Source organism: Marivivens niveibacter, assembly GCF_002150005.2.
In the GTDB taxonomy this organism is placed as follows: Bacteria; Pseudomonadota; Alphaproteobacteria; order Rhodobacterales; family Rhodobacteraceae; genus Marivivens; species Marivivens niveibacter.
Window position 1 is genome coordinate 259837 of the sequence record NZ_MSPP01000001.1, and the last position, 19379, is coordinate 279215.

Sequence of the window (19379 nt, forward strand, 5' to 3'; positions counted from 1 at the left end):
TGCCAACTATCGGCGCGGGACGGGGCGCGATGCCATTTCGCGCGCTTCGCGTTCGTCTTCTTCTTCGGCGCGGGCTTGTGCGGCCGCATTCACTAGGTATTGGGTCTTGTAATCTTGCCGCGCAAATTCTGTACGAGACTGTTCTAGCTTTTTGGAAAGCTCGACCTTGCGTTCGGATTGTACCGCGGCTTCGGCAGCGATTTTGGTGTTCAGCGATGATGCACTGCGCAATTGGGCGGCCAATACGGGGCCTTTGACCTGACGTTCATCCAAAATGGTGCGCAACCGTTCAGACAGCATTTCTGCCTGATTATGCGCTGCCGTGATATTGCGCAGCTCACGCATTTTTTCGGCTTTGGTGGCGGCCTCTTTCTTTGCCATCAGAGTGTATAGGTCACTACGATTGCGCATTTGCGGTTCCTGCTGGTTTTGTTAGGGCGATGGCGGCTTCGACGCTTTGGGCGTAGGGGGATGGATCGTGCGGGTCTTGGCGGATCAGGGCCTGCATTGCGGGCCATAGGCGAACGGCTTCGTCCAGATCGGGGTCTTGGCCTGGCGTGTAGCCGCCCATCAGCATCAGATCGCGGTTGTCCATGTAGAGCGAAATGAGCTGGCGGATACGTGCGCCAGCGGCCCGATGTTCTGGGGTGACAACATCGTTCATAACGCGGCTGATCGATTGCGGAATATCGACCGCAGGGTACAAACCCATCTGTGTTTGGCGGCGGGACAATACGATGTGGCCGTCCAAAATGGCACGCGCCGTATCAACGACGGGGTCGTTTGTCGTGTCATCACCATCTGCCAGAACGGTATAGATCGCAGTAATCGCCCCCTGTCCTGGCAAACCAGGGCCGGTGCGTTCAATCAAATTCGGGATCATCGAAACGACCGAAGGTGGATACCCTTTAGCGGTTGGTTGTTCACCCAGCGCCAGACCGATTTCGCGCTGTGCGTGGGCAACGCGGGTCAGGCTGTCCATAATCAACAGTACCTGTTTGCCTTGCGAACGGAAATATTCGGCAATTGCCGTCGCGCGGCGCGCAGCACGCAGACGCAGCAGCGGGGAACGGTCTGCGGGTACTGCGACCATGCACAGTTTGTTGGCCGCTTCACCTGCCATCAGGCTGCGGGCAAAGGCGCCAACTTCGCGGGCACGTTCGCCGATCAGGCCGACGACGACAACGTCAGCTTCGGTAAAGCGGGTCATCATTTCGATCAGCACGGATTTACCCACGCCAGATCCCGCGACAATGCCAACGCGCTGGCCTTGGCCAACGGTCAAGCACGCGTTCAGAATTCGCACGCCGACGTCCAACGGTTTGGTCACGCCTGTACGGGCCAGCGGGTTCATCACTTTGCCTGCAAGGGGCCATTCATCGGTGCAAAACGGTTCGGGGCGATCGTCCAAAGGATTACCTTCGGCGTCAATCACACGACCCAGCAGCGCATCGCCAACAGCGACCATACGCCCGCCATTACGTAATCGCACAGACGCCCCCGCGATAATCGCAGCGCCGGGGGTATCCAGAAACACAAGGTTACGGCCATCCGCGAACCCAATGATTTCGCCCTGCACAGGGTCACCTGTTTCCGCGTCGATTTCGCACAACGCGCCCGGAGTTGCAGGAAAACCCGAGGTTTCAACGATCAAGCCATCATATTTCAAAACGCGGCCTGTGATGTGCGTGGACATGGCATCAGCGTTGGCCACACGGCCCGCAATTTGCTGGATTAACGGGTTCATGTGTCGGACCCCGATGATTTTTTCGGTGCAGGATTTGCGGTTGGTGCGCGGCCACTGTTTTCGGCAGCAGCTTTTTCATTCGCAGGCTGGGCCGTCAGATCATTCGGGGCGATCACGTCCTCTAGCCGAACAGCATCGGACCGCACGATCACATCGCCGCGTCCCAAACCCAGATCAATCGACAGCATGTCGGGATCAATGGTTTCGCTGGTGCCGATGTAAGGTTCAATCGCTGCAAAATCGCCAGGGTTCAGGCGGATTTTGACAGAACGGATGCCTTGGGACACGCGGTCTGCGATGGCTTCGATCCGTGTTAGAAAGGGTAGGGGCATGATGTCGATTTCCATGCCTGCGCGTTCACTTGCCAAACGGCGGATTGCGATGTCCAACGTGTCGACAATCTGGGCGCTGTCTTCGGGGTGTAGTTCGGATAGGCGCGCCACGGCGCGTTCAAACGCGGCTTTTGCGTCTTGAAGTTGGGCGCGTTCTTCGTTGATTTCGCCCTCTAGCCGTGCGCGTTCTTCGGCGATGCCTTCGGCTTTTGCGGCAGCGCGGGCAGCGGCGATACGGTGTTCAACTTCGGCTTCGGGAATGCCTTGAACCAGCGCTTCGGTGACGGGGGCAATGTTTTCCGCGTCTTCGATAACAGTCGCGCTGTCGGCGATCGTTTTTGCCGCGAATTTAGTTGCATCCGCCGGTTCGCGAAAATTGCGTTCGACAAATCCCTGTTCCGCATTGGAACGGATCATTTCCAAAATATCGGCAGGGCGGATTTTGCGTGGTTCTGGCTGAGTCATAGTTTACACCATCTGTTCGCCGCCACGGCCTGCCAGCACGATTGTGCCTTCGTCGGCCATGCGCCGCGCGACTGCGACGATCTGTTTTTGTGCCTCTTGAACTTCGGTCAGGCGCACTGGGCCCATTGCCTCCATTTCGTCGCGGATGTTTGCGGCGGCACGGGTGGACATGCAGGACAGCAGTTTCGCTTGCAGTTCTTCGTCCGCACCTTTCAGCGCCAGAACCAGCAGTTCGGCTTCGACCGAACGCATCAGGGTCTGCATCGAACGGTCGTCGGATTTGATCAGGTTGTCGAAGACGAACATGTTGTCTTCGATCGACTGCATAAGCGTTTTGTCTTCTTTGCGCAGGTTGCCCAGAATACGCTGTTCCATGTCGGAACGGGTAAAGTTCAGGATGCGAGCCGCCGCCTTTACGCCGCCAATCTGGCTGGCGCGCATAGTGGACGATTGTTTGAACTTGCGCTGCATGACCTGTTCCAGATCCTTTAGCGGTTCTGGCTGCACGGTATTCAGTGCCGCGATGCGGTGCACCAGATCGCCCTGTAATTCGTCAGGCAGCAAACCCAGAACTTCGGCTGCTAGGCCATAATCTAGACAAGCAATAACCAGCGCCATAATCTGAGGGTGTTCATCCGCGATCAGCTCTGCGATTGCGCGGGCGTCCATCCAATCCAGAATTTCGATCGGTTTGTTGGTATCCATCGGGTTGATACGCGACAGCACGGATTGCGCTTTGTCATCGCCCAAGGCCTCGGTCATGATGTTCTGAATGTAGCCAGGCGCACCCAAACCAATGCCAGATTCTTTGCGCAGAGCGATCAGGAACTCTTCGATGATTTCGTCCAGCGTGTCATTATCGATATCATTGACTTGATACATGGCCGAACCCAGATGCTGCACTTCGCGCGGGGCAAGGTTGCGCAAGATGTCTGCCGCGGCCTTTTCGCCGAATAGCATCATCAGAACAGCGGCCTTTTGGGTTTTGGTGACTGAAGTTGTTGCCATGTTACGATACCTGGTCGATTTCGTCGGACATCATACGGTGCAGAACCGATGCGATACGTGCGGGGTCTTCGGCAGCGAGCTGTCGCATGACTTCGAATTTTTCGTCGCGGCTGACATCACCACCAATGGCGGCTTCGGCCAATTCCATGCGGCGGCTGTTCAGGCGTTTTTGGACGTCTGTCAGGCTTTCGCCTTCGCCGACTTCGATTGCGGTCGAACCCATTGGTTGTGCGGCTTCGATAGCGGTGTTGGCTGGAACAAGGACACGATCCAGAATTGGACGGACGACACCCAAACCGATCACAGCCAGTGCGACGACAATGGCGACTTGGCGCAGGACATCAGGTAACCACGTGACGCTTTTGATTGGGGAACCAGAGGCGATTTCCATCGGTTGGAACGATTGCGCCATGACGGTTACGCTGTCGCCGCGTTCTGCGTTAAATCCGATCGCGCTGCGGGCCAATTGTTCTAGGCTTGTCAGATCGGGGCCAGCTGCGCCTTCTTCGCCTTCGGCAGCAGGTTCGGCGTGGACCAGAACAGCTGCGCTGATGCGAACGACACGTGCGCCTGGGGCTTGAGTTGCGGTGACGGTGCGGCTGACTTCGTAGTTGCGCGTGGTCGATGTCGAACGATTGGTCGGACCCGTTGTTTCGGTGGCGGTGGTTTCTTCGCCATCAGCCAAAGTGTTCAACTCTGCCGCTGGAGGGGGAGCGTTCGATACCGCACCCGGAATGCCGCGCGCTTGTCCTTCGGAGGTTTCAGACAGCGACTCTTGTTCCGATAGAACGACCGATCCGTTCGGATCCAGCATTTCCGATGTGGTTTCCATGCGGGTGAAATCCATTTCGACGGTGACTTGAACGGACATGTTGTCTGGGCCGACGACTGGGGCCAGCAGCGATTCAATGCGGTTGCGATATAGGCCTTCTAGTTGGACGCGGTGTTCCAATTCGCGGTCCGACAACATCAGACCGGTTTCATCTGCGCCGCGCGACAATAGGCGGCCCATTTGGTCAACGACGGTCACATCCTGACGTGCCATGCCGGGAACAGAGGAAGACACCAGATTCACGATGGCATCGACCTGACCACGGTCCAACGAACGGCCAGCAGCCAGTTGCAGGAAAACCGATGCGCGGGGCGGGGCGGTATCGCGCAGGAATGCCGACCGTTCAGGCAGTGCCAGATGAACGCGGGCGCCTTGCACAATGCCGATTTCAGAGATGGAGCGGGCCAGATCGTATTCTTGGGCCTGACGCAAACGCGCGCCTTCGACACTGCGCGATGCGCCCATTGGCAGGTCGGTGATCATGTCGCCGCCTGTTGGCACGCTTTGTGGCAGGCCAGCGGATGCCAGCGCCATGCGGGCTGAATAATAATCTTTGGATGCGACCATGACATCGCCGGTGCCATTGTCGATTGTCACATCAATGCCAGTGGCGCGCAGGGTTTCGACGACTTGGGATTTGTCATTTTCTGCCATGCCTGGATACAGCGCCGTACGCGATGGTTCGGACAGCAGTGCCCAAGCCAGAAATCCAACCACCAGCATGCCGACGATCATGATTGCAGGCATAGCGCGCTGGATCGCGGGTTGTCGCATCATGACCCCGACGTTCGACAGCGCACCGCTGGCGGTTGCCGCGAGTGAACGGTTCTGATCGGTTGGGTTGGTATTTGCCACAGACATTTATGTTCGCCTTAAACGGGGGCGGTCGTTAGACCGGCATGTTCATGATGTCGCGATACGCGGACAAAGCTTTGTTTCGGACCTGAAGCGTCAGCTGCATCGAAAGCGATGAGACCTGTTGGTCGACCATCACGGATGCCAGATCATTTTCCTGGCCCAGTTCGAACGCAGTAGCGCTGGCACGCGCATTGGCTTGAGCCTCGTTCAGATCATCGACTGCGCCTTTTATACGTTCGCCGAAGTCGGGACCGTTGGCGGCAGGCGTTTGGGCTTCGGCTTTGGCCGATTGCAGCGCCTGAAGCGGGGAAGGTACAGAATTGATGCCAGAGATGCTCATTGGTCAGTCCTTAGACAGCGTGTGCCATTTCGGGCAGAACCAGCGTTTCGCCTGCGTCGATGATCAGATCGTCGGCGGTGATACGGCTATCTTCGCACAGAACCAGAGCGCGCTGGATGACGTTTTCCAATTCGCGGACGTTACCAGGCCATGCGTGCGACTGCAGCGCAGCCATTGCATCAGGGGTGATCATCGGCAGCGCCATATCCGATGGGCAGTGGCGTGCAGCCAGAACCATCGCCAGAACGGGCACGTCTTCGGTGCGCATGTTCAACGCTTGGGTTGCCAGTGGGAATACGTTTAGACGGTAGTACAGGTCTTCGCGGAAGTTACCCAGTTTCACCTCTTGCGGCATGTTGCGGTTCGAGGTGGCAACTACGCGGATGTCTACTGGTACTTCTTTTTGCGAACCGATCGGGGTCACAGCGCGTTCTTGCAGCACGCGCAGCAGTTTTGATTGCAGGCCCATCGGCATTTCCGACACTTCGTCCAGCAGCAGGGTGCCGCCGTCAGCTGCGCGAATGATACCTTTGTTGCCGGTCGATGCGCCGGTAAAGGCACCTTTTTCGTGACCGAACAGAATTGCCTCTAGCATGTTTTCTGGGATCGCAGCGCAGTTGATCGCAACGAATGGTGCGTCAGCGCGGCGGGACGATGCGTGGATCTGGCGGGCCAGAACCTCTTTGCCGGAACCGGTTGGGCCGTTGATAAAGACTGTTACGTCTGTTTTCGCAACGCGGCGGGCCAGATCAATCAGTTTACCGGTGGATGCGGTTGCCAGCGCCATTGCGCCAACGGTGCCGCCAACAACATTCGCCAGCGTCAGCAGCGGCGCATTATGTAGTGTCGGCGCGTCCGAGGCAGGCAGGGCGATACGGATCAGACGACCACCCATTTCCTGTGCCTCGGTGTAAAAGCCTGCATTCTCTGCCACGATGATGACGGTCTTTGCGCCGCATTTACGTACAGTGTCGATTAGACCGCGCGTGCCGCCCAGTTTTGCTTCGGTCGCGGCAGAGGCAACAACAACTTCTGCTTCGGCGCCTTCAATTGGGCCACATACAGAAGTTACGCGTCGACGCAGCAGCAGATCGTTTAGGGCTGGGCCTGCGGTGAAATCGTCTGCGATGATATGGATCTGCGTCATTTGCTGTCTCCTTGTTTCGGGTTCGAAACTGGAAAAGCAGGGACCGTGCCAACTTGATTAAAAAAAATGAAAATAAATTTAAAACCCCACTAAAATGGGGAAATTGGCTGCCGTTCTATGGGGTGCAGGACCAAGATGTCGGGAATCCGTCTGTTGTCAAAGGCAGGATTCAGGCATCTCGTTTTTTTCTGACACTTCTTTTGGGCAGGTACGAATTTCCAACCGTATGGTTTGGTATTCCGATTGGTGAAAAACCACGTTTTTTCAAGGTTTTTTACAAATACATACTTTAGGATACATCACATTTCGGCAGTTTGCTCCGTTCACAATCCCGAGACACTCGAAGGACCAGGGGCCGACATGCTTTCTAAAACATACCACCTTAAGTTCCCTAATCTTGATGCAGCACAAGTGGCAGCGCCATTCGTGATCGAGGCAATGGGTAATGCCATTCCTAGCTGCAACTTGAATGGGCTGAATGTCGTCATTTCGAAAGAAGGTGACGTCGCTATCAACGTATTCTTTGGAAACGTCGGTGACCTGAAATCGTTTGAGAAACAGCACGGCGGTTTCCTCGACTCTATGAAGAAGACGTTTTTGTTCAAATCCACCGGGTTTGACGGCGTTTGTATCTACAACTTTGAACGCGGAGATGACGAGGCCGCGTAAACCCATGTTCGGGTTGGCCCGCCTTTTGCAAGAGGCAGGGCGGATATGCCTCGGGTTCCTATCAGGGCCATTGTTAAGTTGTAATCAAGGACACGACGAATGAGCGCACAAGCAGAGACGACGAATGATACCGGACTGGTCCGGGTGTCGTCCGAAAAAATTGGTCGGCTTATGGATCTGGTCGGGGAATTGTCCCTATCAGTTTCGGAAACAGTACATTCCCCTGATCTTCAGGGGTTGGATCTGGCGTCGTTTGACGCAGCCGTACACCGATTGACGATGATCGTGCGCGAAGTTCAGGACGTGGCGACCGAACTGCGCCTTGTTCCTATGGACGACGTGTTCAAACGCTTGCGCCGTATGATCCGCGAATTGGAACGTCAGACCGGCAAAAAGATCGATCTGGTGATCGAAGGTGGCGACACCGCGATCGATAAAATGGTTGCCGATAAACTGTACGATCCTCTGCTACACGTCATTCGTAACTCTGCTGACCACGGTCTAGAGGGTCAGGAAGAGCGCGTCGAAAATGGCAAAAACCCCAAGGGCCGTATTCTATTGTCCGCATCCCAGATCGGGTCCGAGGTACGTATTGTTGTCGAAGATGACGGTCGTGGCCTGAACCGGTCCAAGATTTTGGGCAAAGCGCGTGAGCGTGGTTTCTTTGGTCCAGAGGAAGAGCCAGAGCCCTCGATGCTGTGGCGCGTCATTTTTGAACCTGGTTTTTCGACCGCTGACACCGTCAGCAACCTATCGGGTCGTGGCGTAGGTATGGACGTTTTGAACAGCACCATGACGTCGCTGCGTGGCCGTATCACGGTTGACAGCTGGGAAAATAAAGGCACGCGCGTTGCGCTGTTTATTCCTGTGTCGCTGGCATTCCTTGATTGTATCATCCTGCGTCTGGGCAAAACTTTGTTCGCAGTTCCGATCGACGTGGTGTCGGAAATTGCGCGTCCCGAAGGCGACGAGCTGATGAATGTATCGGCTGATAGCAAACGCGAGCTGTTGAAATTGCGCGGGTCGATGATCCCGATTGTGCGGCTCGATCAATTCTTTAACGAAGTGGATGCAGACGCCGAACGCAAACCGGTGCCACCCATCTTGGTCGTGTTCAACACAGCGACAGGATCGATCGCGATCCCCGTCGATGAAGTTTTGGACCGCCAGCAGGTCGTGATGAAACCGCTCGTCGGACGGCTGGCATCGGTTCGCGCCAGCTGGGGCTGTGCTTTGCTGGGAACAGGCGAAGTTGCCTTGGTACTTGATTGTGAACGTCTGGCATCCGGAGCAGCGAAATGATGCACGAAGAAGTCGGTTTCGAACAGATCCGTACATGGCTGAACCAGCGGTGCGGTATCAACTACACGGACCAGAAAAAAGATCTGTTGTTGCAGCGTTTAGGTCGCGTTCAGCGGTCGTTCGGTATCGAGCGTCTGGCCGATATGTCGCGCCGCCTGAACGACAGCCAAGAACACGATCTGCAATTGGCCGTGATGCACGCTGCATCGACCAACCACACGTATTTTTTCCGCGAACAGGATGTGTTGGATAAATTCCGCGACACTATTCTGCCGACCATTGCGAACCGTAACGAAATTCGCATCTGGTCTGCGGCCTGTTCTTCGGGTGACGAAGCGTACACTTTGGCCATCATCATCGCCGAAGCGTTGGGTATGGACGCGCTGCGCCGCGTATCGATTTTGGGAACAGATATTTCCGCGCCGGTCGTAGAACGCGCCGAAGAGGGTATTTTTGGCGCGCGCCAGCTGGAGCAGGTGCCGCACGAATACCTGCAGAAATATTTCAAACCAATCGGCATGGGCCAGTATCAGGTTATTGACGCTATTCGGAACCGTTGCACGTTCCGTCGTCTAAACCTTATGACGCGCCCATATCCGTTCAAAAATGACTTCCAAGTCGTATTTTGTCGCAACATTCTGTACTATTTTGACATCAAAGATCAGTCGGCAACGGTTGATGCGATCTATGATGTGACTGAACCGAATGGTTGGCTGATCACATCCGTGACCGAAAGCGTCCGTGATTTGTCTACCCGTTGGACCCCTGTTGGCACCAGCATGAGCCGCCGTCCTGGGGGCTCAGCATGATCGTGAATAAGAAAATTCGCGTTCTGATCGTCGACGATAGCGCGATGATCCGCCGCGTTTTGGCGATGGGCATCGAACGCGATCCCGAATTGGAAGTGGTCGGTTTCGCGTCGAATGGCGAACAAGCCTTTGACATGATGACGCGCCTACGTCCGGACGTGATTACGCTGGATCTGGAAATGCCGAACATGGACGGTCTGACGTTCATGCGTAGCTACATGAAAACGCGCCCCGTTCCGACGGTGGTTATTTCGTCGGCAACGACCGAAAACCGCAGCGTTGCGTTTCAGGCCGTCGAAGCGGGCGCCGTCGATATCATCTCGAAACCCAAAATGGGCACGAATGCGGGTCTTGCGGGTATGATGGTTGATGTTTGTAGCCGTTTGAAAGAGGCCGCAACATCGCGCCCCGGTGTCGATCGCGCAAAAATCCTGAACAAAGCTGTCAGTGGCAATGCCGCATTCGAAGTGCCGCGCGGCCGTGCCAGTGGCTGGATCCACGCAATTGGCGCGTCGACCGGTGGTATTCAGGCGCTGAGCTCTATGTTGCCTTTGTTCCCAGCGGAATCCCCCGGCATTGTGATCGTTCAGCACATGCCTGAAGGGTTCACAGCATCCTTTGCAGGGCGTTTGGACACCATCTGCCCAATGGAAGTCCGCGAAGCGCGCGATGGCGACGTTGTTCAGCCTGGTCGCATTTTGCTGGCACCGGGCGGGAACAAACACATGGTCCTGCTGAAGCACGGCGTTGGATACCGCGTTGCGCTGATTGACGGCGAACCTGTGTGTTATTCGCGCCCAGCGGTGGACGTTTTGTTCAAATCCGTCGCCAAATTGGCGGGCCGCCGCTGTTCCGCTGCGATCCTGACCGGCATGGGCCGTGATGGCGCCGAAGGCATGTTGGAAATCCGCAAAGCAGGCGGTGCGACATTCGCCCAGAACGAAGATTCTTGTGTGGTCTACGGCATGCCGCAGGCTGCGCATAACATGGGGGCGACTGATACGCTCCTGCCTCTTGAAACCATTCCGTCGAAAATGACCGAAGCCATGGCGCCGTCCGATAACCGGTCGCGCGCACCAAAGTTGTAACCGCGAGGACTTCACCATGAACCAAGCTGCAGAAGTAACCGAAGACGCCATGACCGCGGCAGCCGCCCGTGGTGAGGCCGCATTCAACGACGCTGATAACGTCGATGATATGTACCTTACGTTTGCCCTAGCCGACGAAGAATACGGCGTAGGCATCGGCGTTGTGACCGAAATCGTTGGCATGCAACGGATTATGTCCGTGCCTGATATGCCCCACTACATCAAAGGCGTGATCAACCTGCGTGGTAAAGTGATCCCCCTGATGGATGCGCGCCTGCGCTTTGGCATGTCGGAACGCCCCTATGACGACCGTACGGTTGTGATTGTAATGGACGTCGAAGACGCCTTGATCGGATTGATCGTCGATGGCGTTTCCGAAGTTTTGGAAATTCCACCAACTCAGGTGGATGCACACGGCCAATTCGGCAAAGGCGGCAAATCCGTCATTTCCGGAATTGGTAAAGTCGGCGACCGCGTGTCGATCCTGTTGGATACCGGTGTTCTGGTGTCTGACAGCGATGTGACCCTGCCGCCGGACCTGCTGTGAGGCTGAACCCATGAATGCAAAAAAGAACAACAAGACCGCAAAAGCGGACACTCCTGAGGCAAGCGCCAACACTCCTGAAAGGACCAATGAAATGGTTACTACTACGATGAATAAAGATGCCCAGGCAGTGATCGGTGGCCTGGACTCCGCTCAAATGCTGGACATGATGGGTACGCCCGTCACGATCGCTGACAAAGACATGGTTATCCGTTACGCAAACGAAGCAGCGGTCGACATGTTCAAGAAAATGGAAGGCGATATTCGTAACGATCTGCCGAATTTCCGCGCAAGCAAAATTGTAGGCACCTGCGTTGACGATTTCCACAAAGACCCATCCCACCAGCGTGGCATGGTCGGCGGTCTGGACGGCCGTTACGACGGCGCGCTGTCTGTTGGCGGTCACCACTTTGATTTCATTGCAGTGCCGCGTTTCGACGAAAACGGCGACCTGCAAGCTGTGATCGTTGAATGGTCCGACCAGACCGACGCGAAAAACGCAACCTCCGAAGCGTTCCGCATGGTCGAAGAAATCGAAAAAATGTCGAACGCACATGATGCGGGTGACATTGATGTTGTCTGCGACGAAGCCGCATTCTCTGGCGAATTCGCCAAAGCGCTGCACGCCGTGAACTACATGGTCAACCAGCACATCGAGACCAAGAAAAAAGCAATTGGTTTCGCCGTTGAATTGGGCAAAGGCAACTATGACGCCGAGCTGGAAACATTCCCGCGCAAAAAGGTCTTTATCAACGAAGCCATGGAAAACATGCGCACCATTTTGCGTGACAACGCGCATAACGTTGACACTCTGTTGACCGAAATCCGCCAGATGGCCGAAGCGCACGATCTGGGCGACATCGATCACATCGTCGACACCAGCAAACTGTCGGGCACCTTGGCCGACGTTGGTGGCCGCGTGAATGACATGGTGAACCAGCACATCGAGACCAAGAAAAAAGCGATTGGTTTTGCTGTTGAACTGGGCAAAGGCAACTTTGACGCTGAACTGGAACGTTTCCCACGCAAAAAAGCGTTCATCAACGATGCGATGGATGATGTTAAAGCCGTACTGCAGGACAACGCGAAAAACGTTGATGCGCTGCTGGGCGAAATCCGCAACATGGCCAAGTCGCACGATCTGGGCGATATCGACGTTGTTGTTGATACCGAAAAACTGACTGGCACATTCGAAGATGTGGGTCGCCGCGTGAATGACATGGTGAACCAGCACATCGAAACCAAGAAAAAGGCAATCGCCTTTGTTCTGGAACTGGCGAACGGCAACTTTGATGCTGAACTGGAACAGTTCCCACGTCAAAAAGCGTTCATCAACAACGCGATGGAACAGGTGCGCGGCAACTTTAAAAACGTTGTTTCGTCGGTCGAAGGCATCGCACAGAGCCTTGTTGACGGTAACTTTGACATCGATGTGAACCCATCCGACTTTAACGGTGCGTTCCGTGACGTGATCAACACCATGATGTCGATCAGCACCAACTTTAACGAGGTGATCGCAGAAATCGAACGCCTGTCGAACGGCATCGTTCAGGGCAAACTGGACACCACCGTGAACACCGCAGAATTCCGCGGGTCCTACGGTTCGATCATGCGAGCATTCGAAGCAGCCTTTACCAGCCTGAACGCTGCATTTGGCACCATCACCAGCCAGGTCAAACAGATCACGACCACTGTCGAACAGATGTCGCAGTCGTCGCAGGCCTTGGCAACCAACAGCCAGATCCAGTCGTCTTCGGTGGACGAGGTATCGTCCTCGACCGAAGAAACTGAAAGCCAAGTTAAATCGAACGCGACCGCAGCATCTGCTGCCCGCGATCTGGTGGTCGGCGCGTCGACTGTTGCGGCTGACGGTAAGGTCAAGATCGGTGAAATGGTTACCGCAATGGACGGTATCCGCGCATCGAGCCAAGATATCGCCAAGATCATCAAGGTCATCGACGAAATCGCATTCCAGACCAACCTGCTGGCATTGAACGCCGCTGTCGAGGCAGCACGTGCAGGCCAACACGGTCGCGGTTTCGCAGTCGTTGCCCAAGAGGTTCGCAACTTGGCAGGACGTTCCGCAAAAGCGGCACGCGAAACCAGCGAACTGATCGAAAGCGCATCGACCCGCGTTCAGGATGGTGTGCGTATCGCAGACGAAACATCCAGCGCGTTCACCTCGATCGTCGAAGACATCGAAAAGGTCCGCACTCTGGTTGGCGATATCGCAACTGCATCGGACGAACAGTCCCGCGGTGTGGCACAGATCAACGTGGCTGTTTCGGAAATCGCGAAATCGGCACTGGCAACCAGCCAGCAGGCAGATGAGCTGGCGGCGTCCGCTGCTCAGATGCAGTCCGCGACCGAAAGCATGCGCAACGAAGTTAACCGCTTTGACCTGCGTAGCACCGTCAGCTCAATGCCTTCGATGCCTGGCCTAGATGGCGTGTCGCCTGAAATGATGGCGCAGATCCAGCAGATGCTGGCAGCCCAAGGCAACGCCAACATGGCACCTATGGCACCAGCACGCACCGGCACGATGAACCGCAATAGCGATCGTGACGAACGCGGCTTTGGCAACTTCTAATCGAGTATTTGGGTCGGTGACGGCGTTATCGACCCAACCTTTTCTACAGGAGAAAACGAAATGACACACAACGTAATGATCGTCGATGATGCTGCGATGATGCGCTTGTACATCGCCAGCTTTATCAAGACCCTACCTGACTTCAAAGTAGCAGCGCAGGCATCCAACGGCCAAGAAGCCCTGGATAAACTGTCCGAAGTTCCGAACATCGACCTGATCCTGCTGGATATCGAGATGCCGGTCATGGACGGTCTGGAATTCCTGCGTCACGCGAAACTGAAAACCCGCGCAAAAATCGTCATGCTGTCGTCGGTTGCTGTATCGGGTTCGGCCCACGCTGCCAAAGCCCGCGAATTGGGTGCAGATGGCGTTGTTGCAAAACCATCGGGCACCGTTTCGCACGACCTAGAAGAAAAAGCAGGCGATGAACTGGCGCGCGTGATGCGCGAACAATTCGCCAACGCGTGATTTAGGCACGCTTATTGCTCTTTCTTTGCTGCCAACTACAACCTTGAAGTGAGATAGCTATGTCTGACGAAATGGACGAAATTTGGGCTCTCTATCTGGACGACGGTGCGCAATCGCTCGACCAGATGGAAAACGCTCTGCTTGCCCTGCAAGAAGGGGATGAAGCATCTGCTGGCGAACACGTCAGTGCCCTGTTCCGAGCTGTGCACACCTTCAAGGGCAACAGCCGCGTTCTGGGTCTGGCGACCGTCGAAAGCCGCGCACACCTGTCAGAAGATTTGATCGGTCTGGTCCGCGACGAAGGCGTGCCGCTGGACGAAGAAATCATCGATATCCTGCTGTACGCAGGCGATGTGTTGCGCGAAATGTTGGAACAGACGTCCGCCAATCGCGCAGACGTTGATGGCAGCAGCTCCGAAGAGTTGATGGACCAGTTGCGCGACAAGATCGCGCGCTGCAAAGGTGAAGACCCCGCAGCTGCGGCTGGTGGCGATGCTGCCCCAGCCGAGGCAGAGGAAGCCGTAGCCGAACCAGTCGCTGAAGCCGAACCAGAAACGGTCGCGGAAGACGCACCTGCCGAAGAACCTGTAGCCGAAGCAGAGCCCGAAGAGCCTGTGGCAGAAGAAGCTGCAGAGACAGAGGTTGCCGCAGAAGAGCCGCAGGCCGAACCCGAAGCGGTTGATGAGCCAGAAGAAGCTGCCGCAGAAGCAGTTGAAGAGGCTGAAATGCCGGTACAGGCTGCATCAAAACGCCTGATCGACGACCCCAGCTATCGCGATATTTTCAGCGGCATGTCCGAAGGCGCGATTGCGAAATTCCGCCAGTTCATGACCGACTACCCCGGTGATGTATCGGGCACCTACGCGGCTGCAAAGCGCGAGGCAGACAACCTGCATCACGCCGCCGGACAGATGGGTCTAGATGAATGGGCTGAAACGCTATCGGCGTTTATGGAGCAACCGGAATCCAATGCCGAAACAGGCGTCGAATTGCTAGCGGCCCTTGTTCTGCGCCTAGAAGAGTTGACCCGTCTGGACCTGACAGACGAGGTCATCACCGAAAACACCTCTGACGCGACATTCTTTGAAGCGATCAAGGATGCTTTGGGCATATTGTCCGATATCGGAACGAACTGGAGCGTTGGAGAAGAGCCAAACCCAGAGCGTGTTGCCACAGCCGCTGCGCACATCCGCGAAGTCAGTGATGGCCGCGGCCTTATCCGTGTTGGTGACGCCACCAAACGGATCGAAGAAGCAACCAACACCAAAGAATATCGCGCTGCCGAACTGTATCTGTATGAAGAACTGGCAGCCGTTGAAGGTGTATTGAAAGACGAAGCCGCTGCATCGTCGATCAGCCCGTCCGAATTGCTGCGTGCATGGTGTGCCGAACATGCCTTTGACACGCTGGCAGCAGTTGATGGCGCCCTGATCGGTCTGAAAAAAGGCGGCGAAGTCGATAAACATTACAGCGCGTTTTCGCGCAACATGCGCCTGATTTTCCACGCTTGTATCTATCACAAACTAGATACAGCTGGTCAGTTGGCTATGTCGCTGATCGACTTGTTCGGCCGCGTTCAAACATCGCATTCCGCGCCAGATAGCATCCTGATGCACATCGCGCGCGGGTTCACCGACACAATCGAATTGGTTTTCGACGCGTTAGAGCAGGGCGAAATTCCAGACACTGAAAATCTGGATATCCTGTTTGAACAGGCATCGAATGCGGCGTTCGCCCAAGAAGGCACAATGACCGCGACGGCGATTGAACGTCGCCTGCGTCTGCCTGATCGTTTCCACCGCGTTTTGTCGCCCGAAAGCGTGCGTGCAGCGTCTGCGTCGATCGAAGCGAGCCATCATTTCATTATTATCCGCACAGACATCAACAGCGATGTCGAATTGGCGGAAAAGTTTCTGGAATGGATCAGCGCGCCAAATATTCATTCGATCACCAACGTCACCGTTTTCCGTGACGAAGAAACGCTGTTCGATTTCTTGATCGCATCGCCTTTGGACGAAACCGAGGTTCTTTCGGCGCTGACCGAAATGGATCCGTCCGGTAAATTGCTATCCATCGACGAAGCGCTAGAGGACCACGCTGCCGAAGTATCGGAAGACGAAGGTTCGCTTGCTGGTGATGTGGATCAGCCAATCAGCCAAGGTCCAGGCCTGACCTCTGAAATGTTGGAAAGCATTTCCGAAGTCGCCGCAAGCCAAGCGATGGTGAACCATATGCTGTCTGATCTGGCGGAAACTGGATTGGCAGAAAGCGTCGAAGCCGCGCTGCGCATGGCAGACAAAGACCTTGAAGGTAGCAGTTCGACCATCCGCAAGGTGGTGTCTGAATTTACCTCGCGTCTGCAAGAGGCCGCGCAGGTCGAAGCGCAGTTGGTCAGCCAGATGGCGCATCTGCAAGAACAGACCGTTGCGATCCGTTCGCGTCCTTTGGATATGCTGATCCGCCCACTAGAGGCACTGGTTGGCACTCTGTCGCGTAAAAATAAGACAGAGGCGAAAATGACCAGCGCAGGCGGTCAGATGTCGATCGACGTGACGCTGATGGAACATTTGCGTAAAATGCTGCGCGTGTTGCTGACGGAACGTCTGTCCGACGATAAAGCGCCGCAGAACATCCACATGTCGTTCCATCGCGATGATGAACGCGTTTTGGTGACAATCGAAGACGATGGTCAGCCAATGGACGAAGCGGGCCTACGGACCCAGCTGGATATGCATCTGAAATCGACATCCAGCGATCTGCGCCTGATCGAGTTGCCAGGCAACAAAGGCATGCGGTTCCACATTTCGATGCCTTTGGCGATGGTCGTGCTAGAAGGCATGGTCGTGGGCATTGGCGGCATCCGGTATGTGATCCCTGTCGATACGATCCAGTCGATCGTGCAGCCACGCGAATCCGCACTGCGTCCGATTTCCGCTGCGAATGGCCGTATGGTGCTGCGTATGGAAGACGGCAGCATGATCAGCGTACATTGTATGGATGATCGCAAAGCCACCAGCATGCGTGATGCAGATGCCAACGGAAACCGCCGCGTGTTCGTGGTGCTGGGCGTTGGTGATAAAACACTGGCTGTGCCTGTCGACGAACTGCTGGGTCAGCAGCTTGTGCTGTTGCGTCCGCTGCGCGGGGTGCTGCGGCAGATGCGAAACCTGACCGGTATCGCGCTTTTAGCAGGGGGCGAGGTCGGAATGGTGCTTTCGACAAACTCTTTAATGTCAGATGCGGTCGAAGCGGCATGACTTTTGCAAACGGCGTCCTAGGGGCGCCGTTTTTCGTTGGCGTCCCAGACTAACATTTTTCTGGATCTGACGTTCTTTAACTTAACCACGAGGAAACGCGGACCCATGTCAGGAGAGGTGTCGAGATGACATTTGCAAACGCCAGATCGTCCTATCGAAAGGCCGAAACGATCAAACCGGTCGAACCTACCGATCCGCACGAAATCATTGGCGTGACATTGCGCGAACTGGAAAAATCCTTGCGGGTGATGGCAGCGGCCAAAGCCAATGGTGGGGCCTATCCTTCGCAGCACGTCAACCGCGCGTTTACCGCGATCTATATTCTGCAAAGCAGTCTGGATTTCGACAAAGGCGGAGAGATCGCAACCAACCTGTTCCGCGTTTACGAATTCTGCCGTCTTCAGGTCGCAGAGGCATTCGCCAAGAACCCTGATGCGCAGCTGGAACAAGGCGCAGAGCATATCGCAGGTATCCTGTCCGCGTGGGATGAAATCGGCGGACAGGCAAAGGCGCCGGAGTGATCCACATGGACCTGAAACGCGCTCATGTCGAACGTCCAGCCATGTTGGCCATCCTGATGGGTGGTTTAGGCCATGACGTTTTGGATGCCGCGAAAAAAGGCGAAAACGAACTGGTGATGGAGCTAAGCAATCGCCTACGTTACATGGCCGACCGTATGCAGGGTTGCGCCATGACCGAAGGTGATAAGGCGACGCTCAGACAGGCTCTGCTGGCCGCAGAGCGCACCGTACGCACCGCCGAGGACATCCTAAAAGATAAACTGCGTGGGCAGCGCCTGGGCGATAGAAACCGCCCTGCGTATCGCCGTACTGAATCGGTACGCCCCATGCCAGGTGGGCGGTCATGACCGCCTGCCGTCTATGCCTGTTTTTACGGGTGTTTCTGCCGTCTGCTGCTGCCCTGATATTCTTGATCGGGTTTATGCCCGACATCGCCACACCTTTTGGTGCAATAACGCCGACACCGATGACGATCGCAATGATCGTACCGATTGTCGGCGTTCCAGGTTTTTTCGTGAAATACTGGATGTGGCGGAAAACCCGGCACTAGGCCGGGTTATTTAGCGTCATTCAAATAGTCAGACACCGGAACGTGCCGCGTGGTTTCGCGCCCGTGGTCATCGAACGATGTGATTTCGATCATAACTGTACCCGCTTGCGGGGCAGGGGCCGGTGCAGGCCGAACGGGAACAGCGCGGGTAAGGGTGCGTGGTTGGGTATTCATGGCAGGCTCCTTTACTGGGTCACAGTCTCAGAGCAAATTTCATGCCATCATTGCATCGCGTAAGAGGTAATCAATACTTCGCGGACGGGGCTGGGGTCTTCGTCAGTTCCTACCTGTAGGTTCACCGCATGACGAACCATTGTGGGGATAAGGCGGCGCAATTGCTGTGTGTCGCGCGCCTGAAGGCCTGCCTCTTCGATCGCCTGAGTGATAACGGCATCTAAACGTCCATCGCGGTTACCGATGGATTCCCACAGACCTTCTGCGATTGGAGTGCCTTGATCCACCATGAAGGACAGGCCCACAGCGACCTTGCGATCAAATTGCGGAATGCTGACCGTCATTTGCGGATAGGCGATATAGTCTGGCGTCCCCATCGCGACAGGTTCCGTCACGGCGACCTCTGGTTCTTCGACCACAATTTCCGGCGCACCAGATAGCGTGCCGGACAGCCCCATGCCAAAAGGCACCATGACCATGATAAAGCCGACAAAGCTGATGATTTTGTTGCTGTCCATGATGGGTCCGAAATTGAAAATCTGTATATTCAGTTACGGATGAAATTGCGATTTTGTTGCTGTACCAAAGCCCAAATCGTCAAAATCAAAAGGATAGTTTTTTTGACAAAAACTATGCCATCGGAACTAACATAATCGCGCAAGTTGCCGTTTTGATCTG

The 19379-nt window shown here is 55.5% G+C and carries 20 protein-coding genes; 11 read left to right on the top strand and 9 right to left on the bottom strand.

Going from position 1 to position 19379, the window contains the following annotated elements; translation table 11 throughout:
- Positions 1 to 6 precede the first annotated feature (6 nt).
- From BVC71_RS01325 to BVC71_RS01355, 7 genes are read right to left on the bottom strand one after another with little or no spacing between them, the layout of a single operon-like run.
- Entirely contained in the window at positions 7 to 411 is a 405-nt protein-coding gene (locus BVC71_RS01325; protein ID WP_133064470.1) for a hypothetical protein, read from the bottom strand.
- On the bottom strand, positions 398 to 1747 hold the full coding sequence (locus tag BVC71_RS01330; protein ID WP_086449837.1) for a FliI/YscN family ATPase: 1350 nt from the start codon (positions 1745 to 1747) through the stop codon (positions 398 to 400). Before BVC71_RS01330 ends, BVC71_RS01325 begins: the two co-directional genes overlap by 14 nt.
- A complete protein-coding gene (locus tag BVC71_RS01335) occupies positions 1744 to 2544 on the bottom strand; it encodes a FliH/SctL family protein (RefSeq protein ID WP_086449838.1) in 801 nt (266 codons plus the stop codon). Before BVC71_RS01335 ends, BVC71_RS01330 begins: the two co-directional genes overlap by 4 nt.
- Positions 2545 to 2547: 3 nt before the next feature.
- A complete protein-coding gene (gene fliG, locus BVC71_RS01340) occupies positions 2548 to 3552 on the bottom strand; it encodes a flagellar motor switch protein FliG (protein ID WP_086449839.1) in 1005 nt (334 codons plus the stop codon).
- Position 3553: 1 nt separating this feature from the next.
- The gene (gene fliF, locus BVC71_RS01345; RefSeq protein WP_240516742.1) at positions 3554 to 5245 is read right to left on the bottom strand and encodes a flagellar basal-body MS-ring/collar protein FliF; all 1692 of its coding nucleotides are present in this window, start codon (positions 5243 to 5245) and stop codon (positions 3554 to 3556) included.
- Between the two features lie 28 nt (positions 5246 to 5273).
- Positions 5274 to 5582, bottom strand: a complete 309-nt coding sequence (fliE, locus tag BVC71_RS01350) for a flagellar hook-basal body complex protein FliE (RefSeq protein WP_086449840.1) — start codon at positions 5580 to 5582, stop codon at positions 5274 to 5276.
- Between the two features lie 10 nt (positions 5583 to 5592).
- A complete protein-coding gene (locus BVC71_RS01355; protein ID WP_086449841.1) occupies positions 5593 to 6729 on the bottom strand; it encodes a sigma-54 interaction domain-containing protein in 1137 nt (378 codons plus the stop codon).
- 360 nt (positions 6730 to 7089) lie between these two features.
- Between BVC71_RS01355 and BVC71_RS01365 the strand changes: the two genes are divergently transcribed.
- The 11 genes from BVC71_RS01365 (at position 7090) to BVC71_RS01415 (ending at position 18527) form a co-directional block, all read left to right on the top strand.
- Positions 7090 to 7398: a hypothetical protein gene (locus BVC71_RS01365; RefSeq protein WP_086449843.1), complete on the top strand. Its 309-nt coding sequence runs from the start codon at positions 7090 to 7092 to the stop codon at positions 7396 to 7398.
- A gap of 99 nt (positions 7399 to 7497) precedes the next feature.
- The gene (locus tag BVC71_RS01370) at positions 7498 to 8700 is read left to right on the top strand and encodes a chemotaxis protein CheA (RefSeq protein WP_086449844.1); all 1203 of its coding nucleotides are present in this window, start codon (positions 7498 to 7500) and stop codon (positions 8698 to 8700) included.
- Positions 8697 to 9509: a CheR family methyltransferase gene (locus BVC71_RS01375; protein ID WP_086449845.1), complete on the top strand. Its 813-nt coding sequence runs from the start codon at positions 8697 to 8699 to the stop codon at positions 9507 to 9509. Before BVC71_RS01370 ends, BVC71_RS01375 begins: the two co-directional genes overlap by 4 nt.
- Positions 9506 to 10597 carry a protein-glutamate methylesterase/protein-glutamine glutaminase gene (locus BVC71_RS01380; protein ID WP_086449846.1) on the top strand — a complete coding sequence of 364 codons (1092 nt, stop codon included), beginning with the start codon at positions 9506 to 9508 and terminating at the stop codon, positions 10595 to 10597. Before BVC71_RS01375 ends, BVC71_RS01380 begins: the two co-directional genes overlap by 4 nt.
- A gap of 16 nt (positions 10598 to 10613) precedes the next feature.
- Positions 10614 to 11144 carry a chemotaxis protein CheW gene (locus BVC71_RS01385; RefSeq protein WP_240516743.1) on the top strand — a complete coding sequence of 177 codons (531 nt, stop codon included), beginning with the start codon at positions 10614 to 10616 and terminating at the stop codon, positions 11142 to 11144.
- A 91-nt stretch (positions 11145 to 11235) separates the two neighbouring features.
- Entirely contained in the window at positions 11236 to 13731 is a 2496-nt protein-coding gene (locus BVC71_RS01390) for a methyl-accepting chemotaxis protein (protein ID WP_165767699.1), read from the top strand.
- A gap of 60 nt (positions 13732 to 13791) precedes the next feature.
- Positions 13792 to 14199 carry a response regulator gene (locus BVC71_RS01395; protein WP_086449847.1) on the top strand — a complete coding sequence of 136 codons (408 nt, stop codon included), beginning with the start codon at positions 13792 to 13794 and terminating at the stop codon, positions 14197 to 14199.
- A 59-nt stretch (positions 14200 to 14258) separates the two neighbouring features.
- On the top strand, positions 14259 to 17456 hold the full coding sequence (locus tag BVC71_RS01400; protein ID WP_086449848.1) for an Hpt domain-containing protein: 3198 nt from the start codon (positions 14259 to 14261) through the stop codon (positions 17454 to 17456).
- 125 nt (positions 17457 to 17581) lie between these two features.
- Positions 17582 to 17977, top strand: a complete 396-nt coding sequence (locus BVC71_RS01405; RefSeq protein WP_086449849.1) for a flagellar export chaperone FliS — start codon at positions 17582 to 17584, stop codon at positions 17975 to 17977.
- A 5-nt stretch (positions 17978 to 17982) separates the two neighbouring features.
- Entirely contained in the window at positions 17983 to 18324 is a 342-nt protein-coding gene (locus tag BVC71_RS01410; RefSeq protein WP_086449850.1) for a hypothetical protein, read from the top strand.
- Positions 18321 to 18527 (top strand): hypothetical protein, encoded by a 207-nt coding sequence (locus tag BVC71_RS01415; RefSeq protein ID WP_086449851.1) that lies wholly within the window; start codon positions 18321 to 18323, stop codon positions 18525 to 18527. The genes BVC71_RS01410 and BVC71_RS01415 overlap by 4 nt, the downstream gene beginning before the upstream one ends.
- 6 nt (positions 18528 to 18533) lie before the next feature.
- Here BVC71_RS01415 and BVC71_RS15405 read toward each other — a convergent pair whose 3' ends face one another.
- Positions 18534 to 18701, bottom strand: a complete 168-nt coding sequence (locus tag BVC71_RS15405; protein ID WP_165767700.1) for a hypothetical protein — start codon at positions 18699 to 18701, stop codon at positions 18534 to 18536.
- A gap of 47 nt (positions 18702 to 18748) precedes the next feature.
- Positions 18749 to 19219, bottom strand: coding sequence for a hypothetical protein (locus BVC71_RS01420; protein WP_086449852.1), 471 nt, complete (start codon positions 19217 to 19219; stop codon positions 18749 to 18751).
- Between the last annotated feature and the right edge of the window lie 160 nt (positions 19220 to 19379).

Excerpts from the sequence above, each read along its gene's own strand:
- BVC71_RS01420 (WP_086449852.1), bottom strand. The coding sequence starts at position 19,219 with ATGGACAGCAACAAAATCATCAGCTTTGTCGGCTTTATCATGGTCATG.
- BVC71_RS01390 (WP_165767699.1), top strand. The coding sequence starts at position 11,236 with ATGGTTACTACTACGATGAATAAAGATGCCCAGGCAGTGATCGGTGGC.
- BVC71_RS01410 (WP_086449850.1), top strand. The coding sequence starts at position 17,983 with ATGGACCTGAAACGCGCTCATGTCGAACGTCCAGCCATGTTGGCCATC.
- BVC71_RS01355 (WP_086449841.1), bottom strand. The coding sequence starts at position 6,729 with ATGACGCAGATCCATATCATCGCAGACGATTTCACCGCAGGCCCAGCC.
- BVC71_RS01415 (WP_086449851.1), top strand. The coding sequence starts at position 18,321 with ATGACCGCCTGCCGTCTATGCCTGTTTTTACGGGTGTTTCTGCCGTCT.
- BVC71_RS01380 (WP_086449846.1), top strand. The coding sequence starts at position 9,506 with ATGATCGTGAATAAGAAAATTCGCGTTCTGATCGTCGACGATAGCGCG.
- BVC71_RS01370 (WP_086449844.1), top strand. The coding sequence starts at position 7,498 with ATGAGCGCACAAGCAGAGACGACGAATGATACCGGACTGGTCCGGGTG.
- BVC71_RS15405 (WP_165767700.1), bottom strand. The coding sequence starts at position 18,701 with ATGAATACCCAACCACGCACCCTTACCCGCGCTGTTCCCGTTCGGCCT.
- BVC71_RS01365 (WP_086449843.1), top strand. The coding sequence starts at position 7,090 with ATGCTTTCTAAAACATACCACCTTAAGTTCCCTAATCTTGATGCAGCA.
- BVC71_RS01400 (WP_086449848.1), top strand. The coding sequence starts at position 14,259 with ATGTCTGACGAAATGGACGAAATTTGGGCTCTCTATCTGGACGACGGT.
- BVC71_RS01325 (WP_133064470.1), bottom strand. The coding sequence starts at position 411 with ATGCGCAATCGTAGTGACCTATACACTCTGATGGCAAAGAAAGAGGCC.
- BVC71_RS01385 (WP_240516743.1), top strand. The coding sequence starts at position 10,614 with ATGAACCAAGCTGCAGAAGTAACCGAAGACGCCATGACCGCGGCAGCC.
- fliF (WP_240516742.1), bottom strand. The coding sequence starts at position 5,245 with ATGTCTGTGGCAAATACCAACCCAACCGATCAGAACCGTTCACTCGCG.
- BVC71_RS01395 (WP_086449847.1), top strand. The coding sequence starts at position 13,792 with ATGACACACAACGTAATGATCGTCGATGATGCTGCGATGATGCGCTTG.
- BVC71_RS01375 (WP_086449845.1), top strand. The coding sequence starts at position 8,697 with ATGATGCACGAAGAAGTCGGTTTCGAACAGATCCGTACATGGCTGAAC.
- fliE (WP_086449840.1), bottom strand. The coding sequence starts at position 5,582 with ATGAGCATCTCTGGCATCAATTCTGTACCTTCCCCGCTTCAGGCGCTG.
- BVC71_RS01330 (WP_086449837.1), bottom strand. The coding sequence starts at position 1,747 with ATGAACCCGTTAATCCAGCAAATTGCGGGCCGTGTGGCCAACGCTGAT.
- BVC71_RS01405 (WP_086449849.1), top strand. The coding sequence starts at position 17,582 with ATGACATTTGCAAACGCCAGATCGTCCTATCGAAAGGCCGAAACGATC.
- fliG (WP_086449839.1), bottom strand. The coding sequence starts at position 3,552 with ATGGCAACAACTTCAGTCACCAAAACCCAAAAGGCCGCTGTTCTGATG.
- BVC71_RS01335 (WP_086449838.1), bottom strand. The coding sequence starts at position 2,544 with ATGACTCAGCCAGAACCACGCAAAATCCGCCCTGCCGATATTTTGGAA.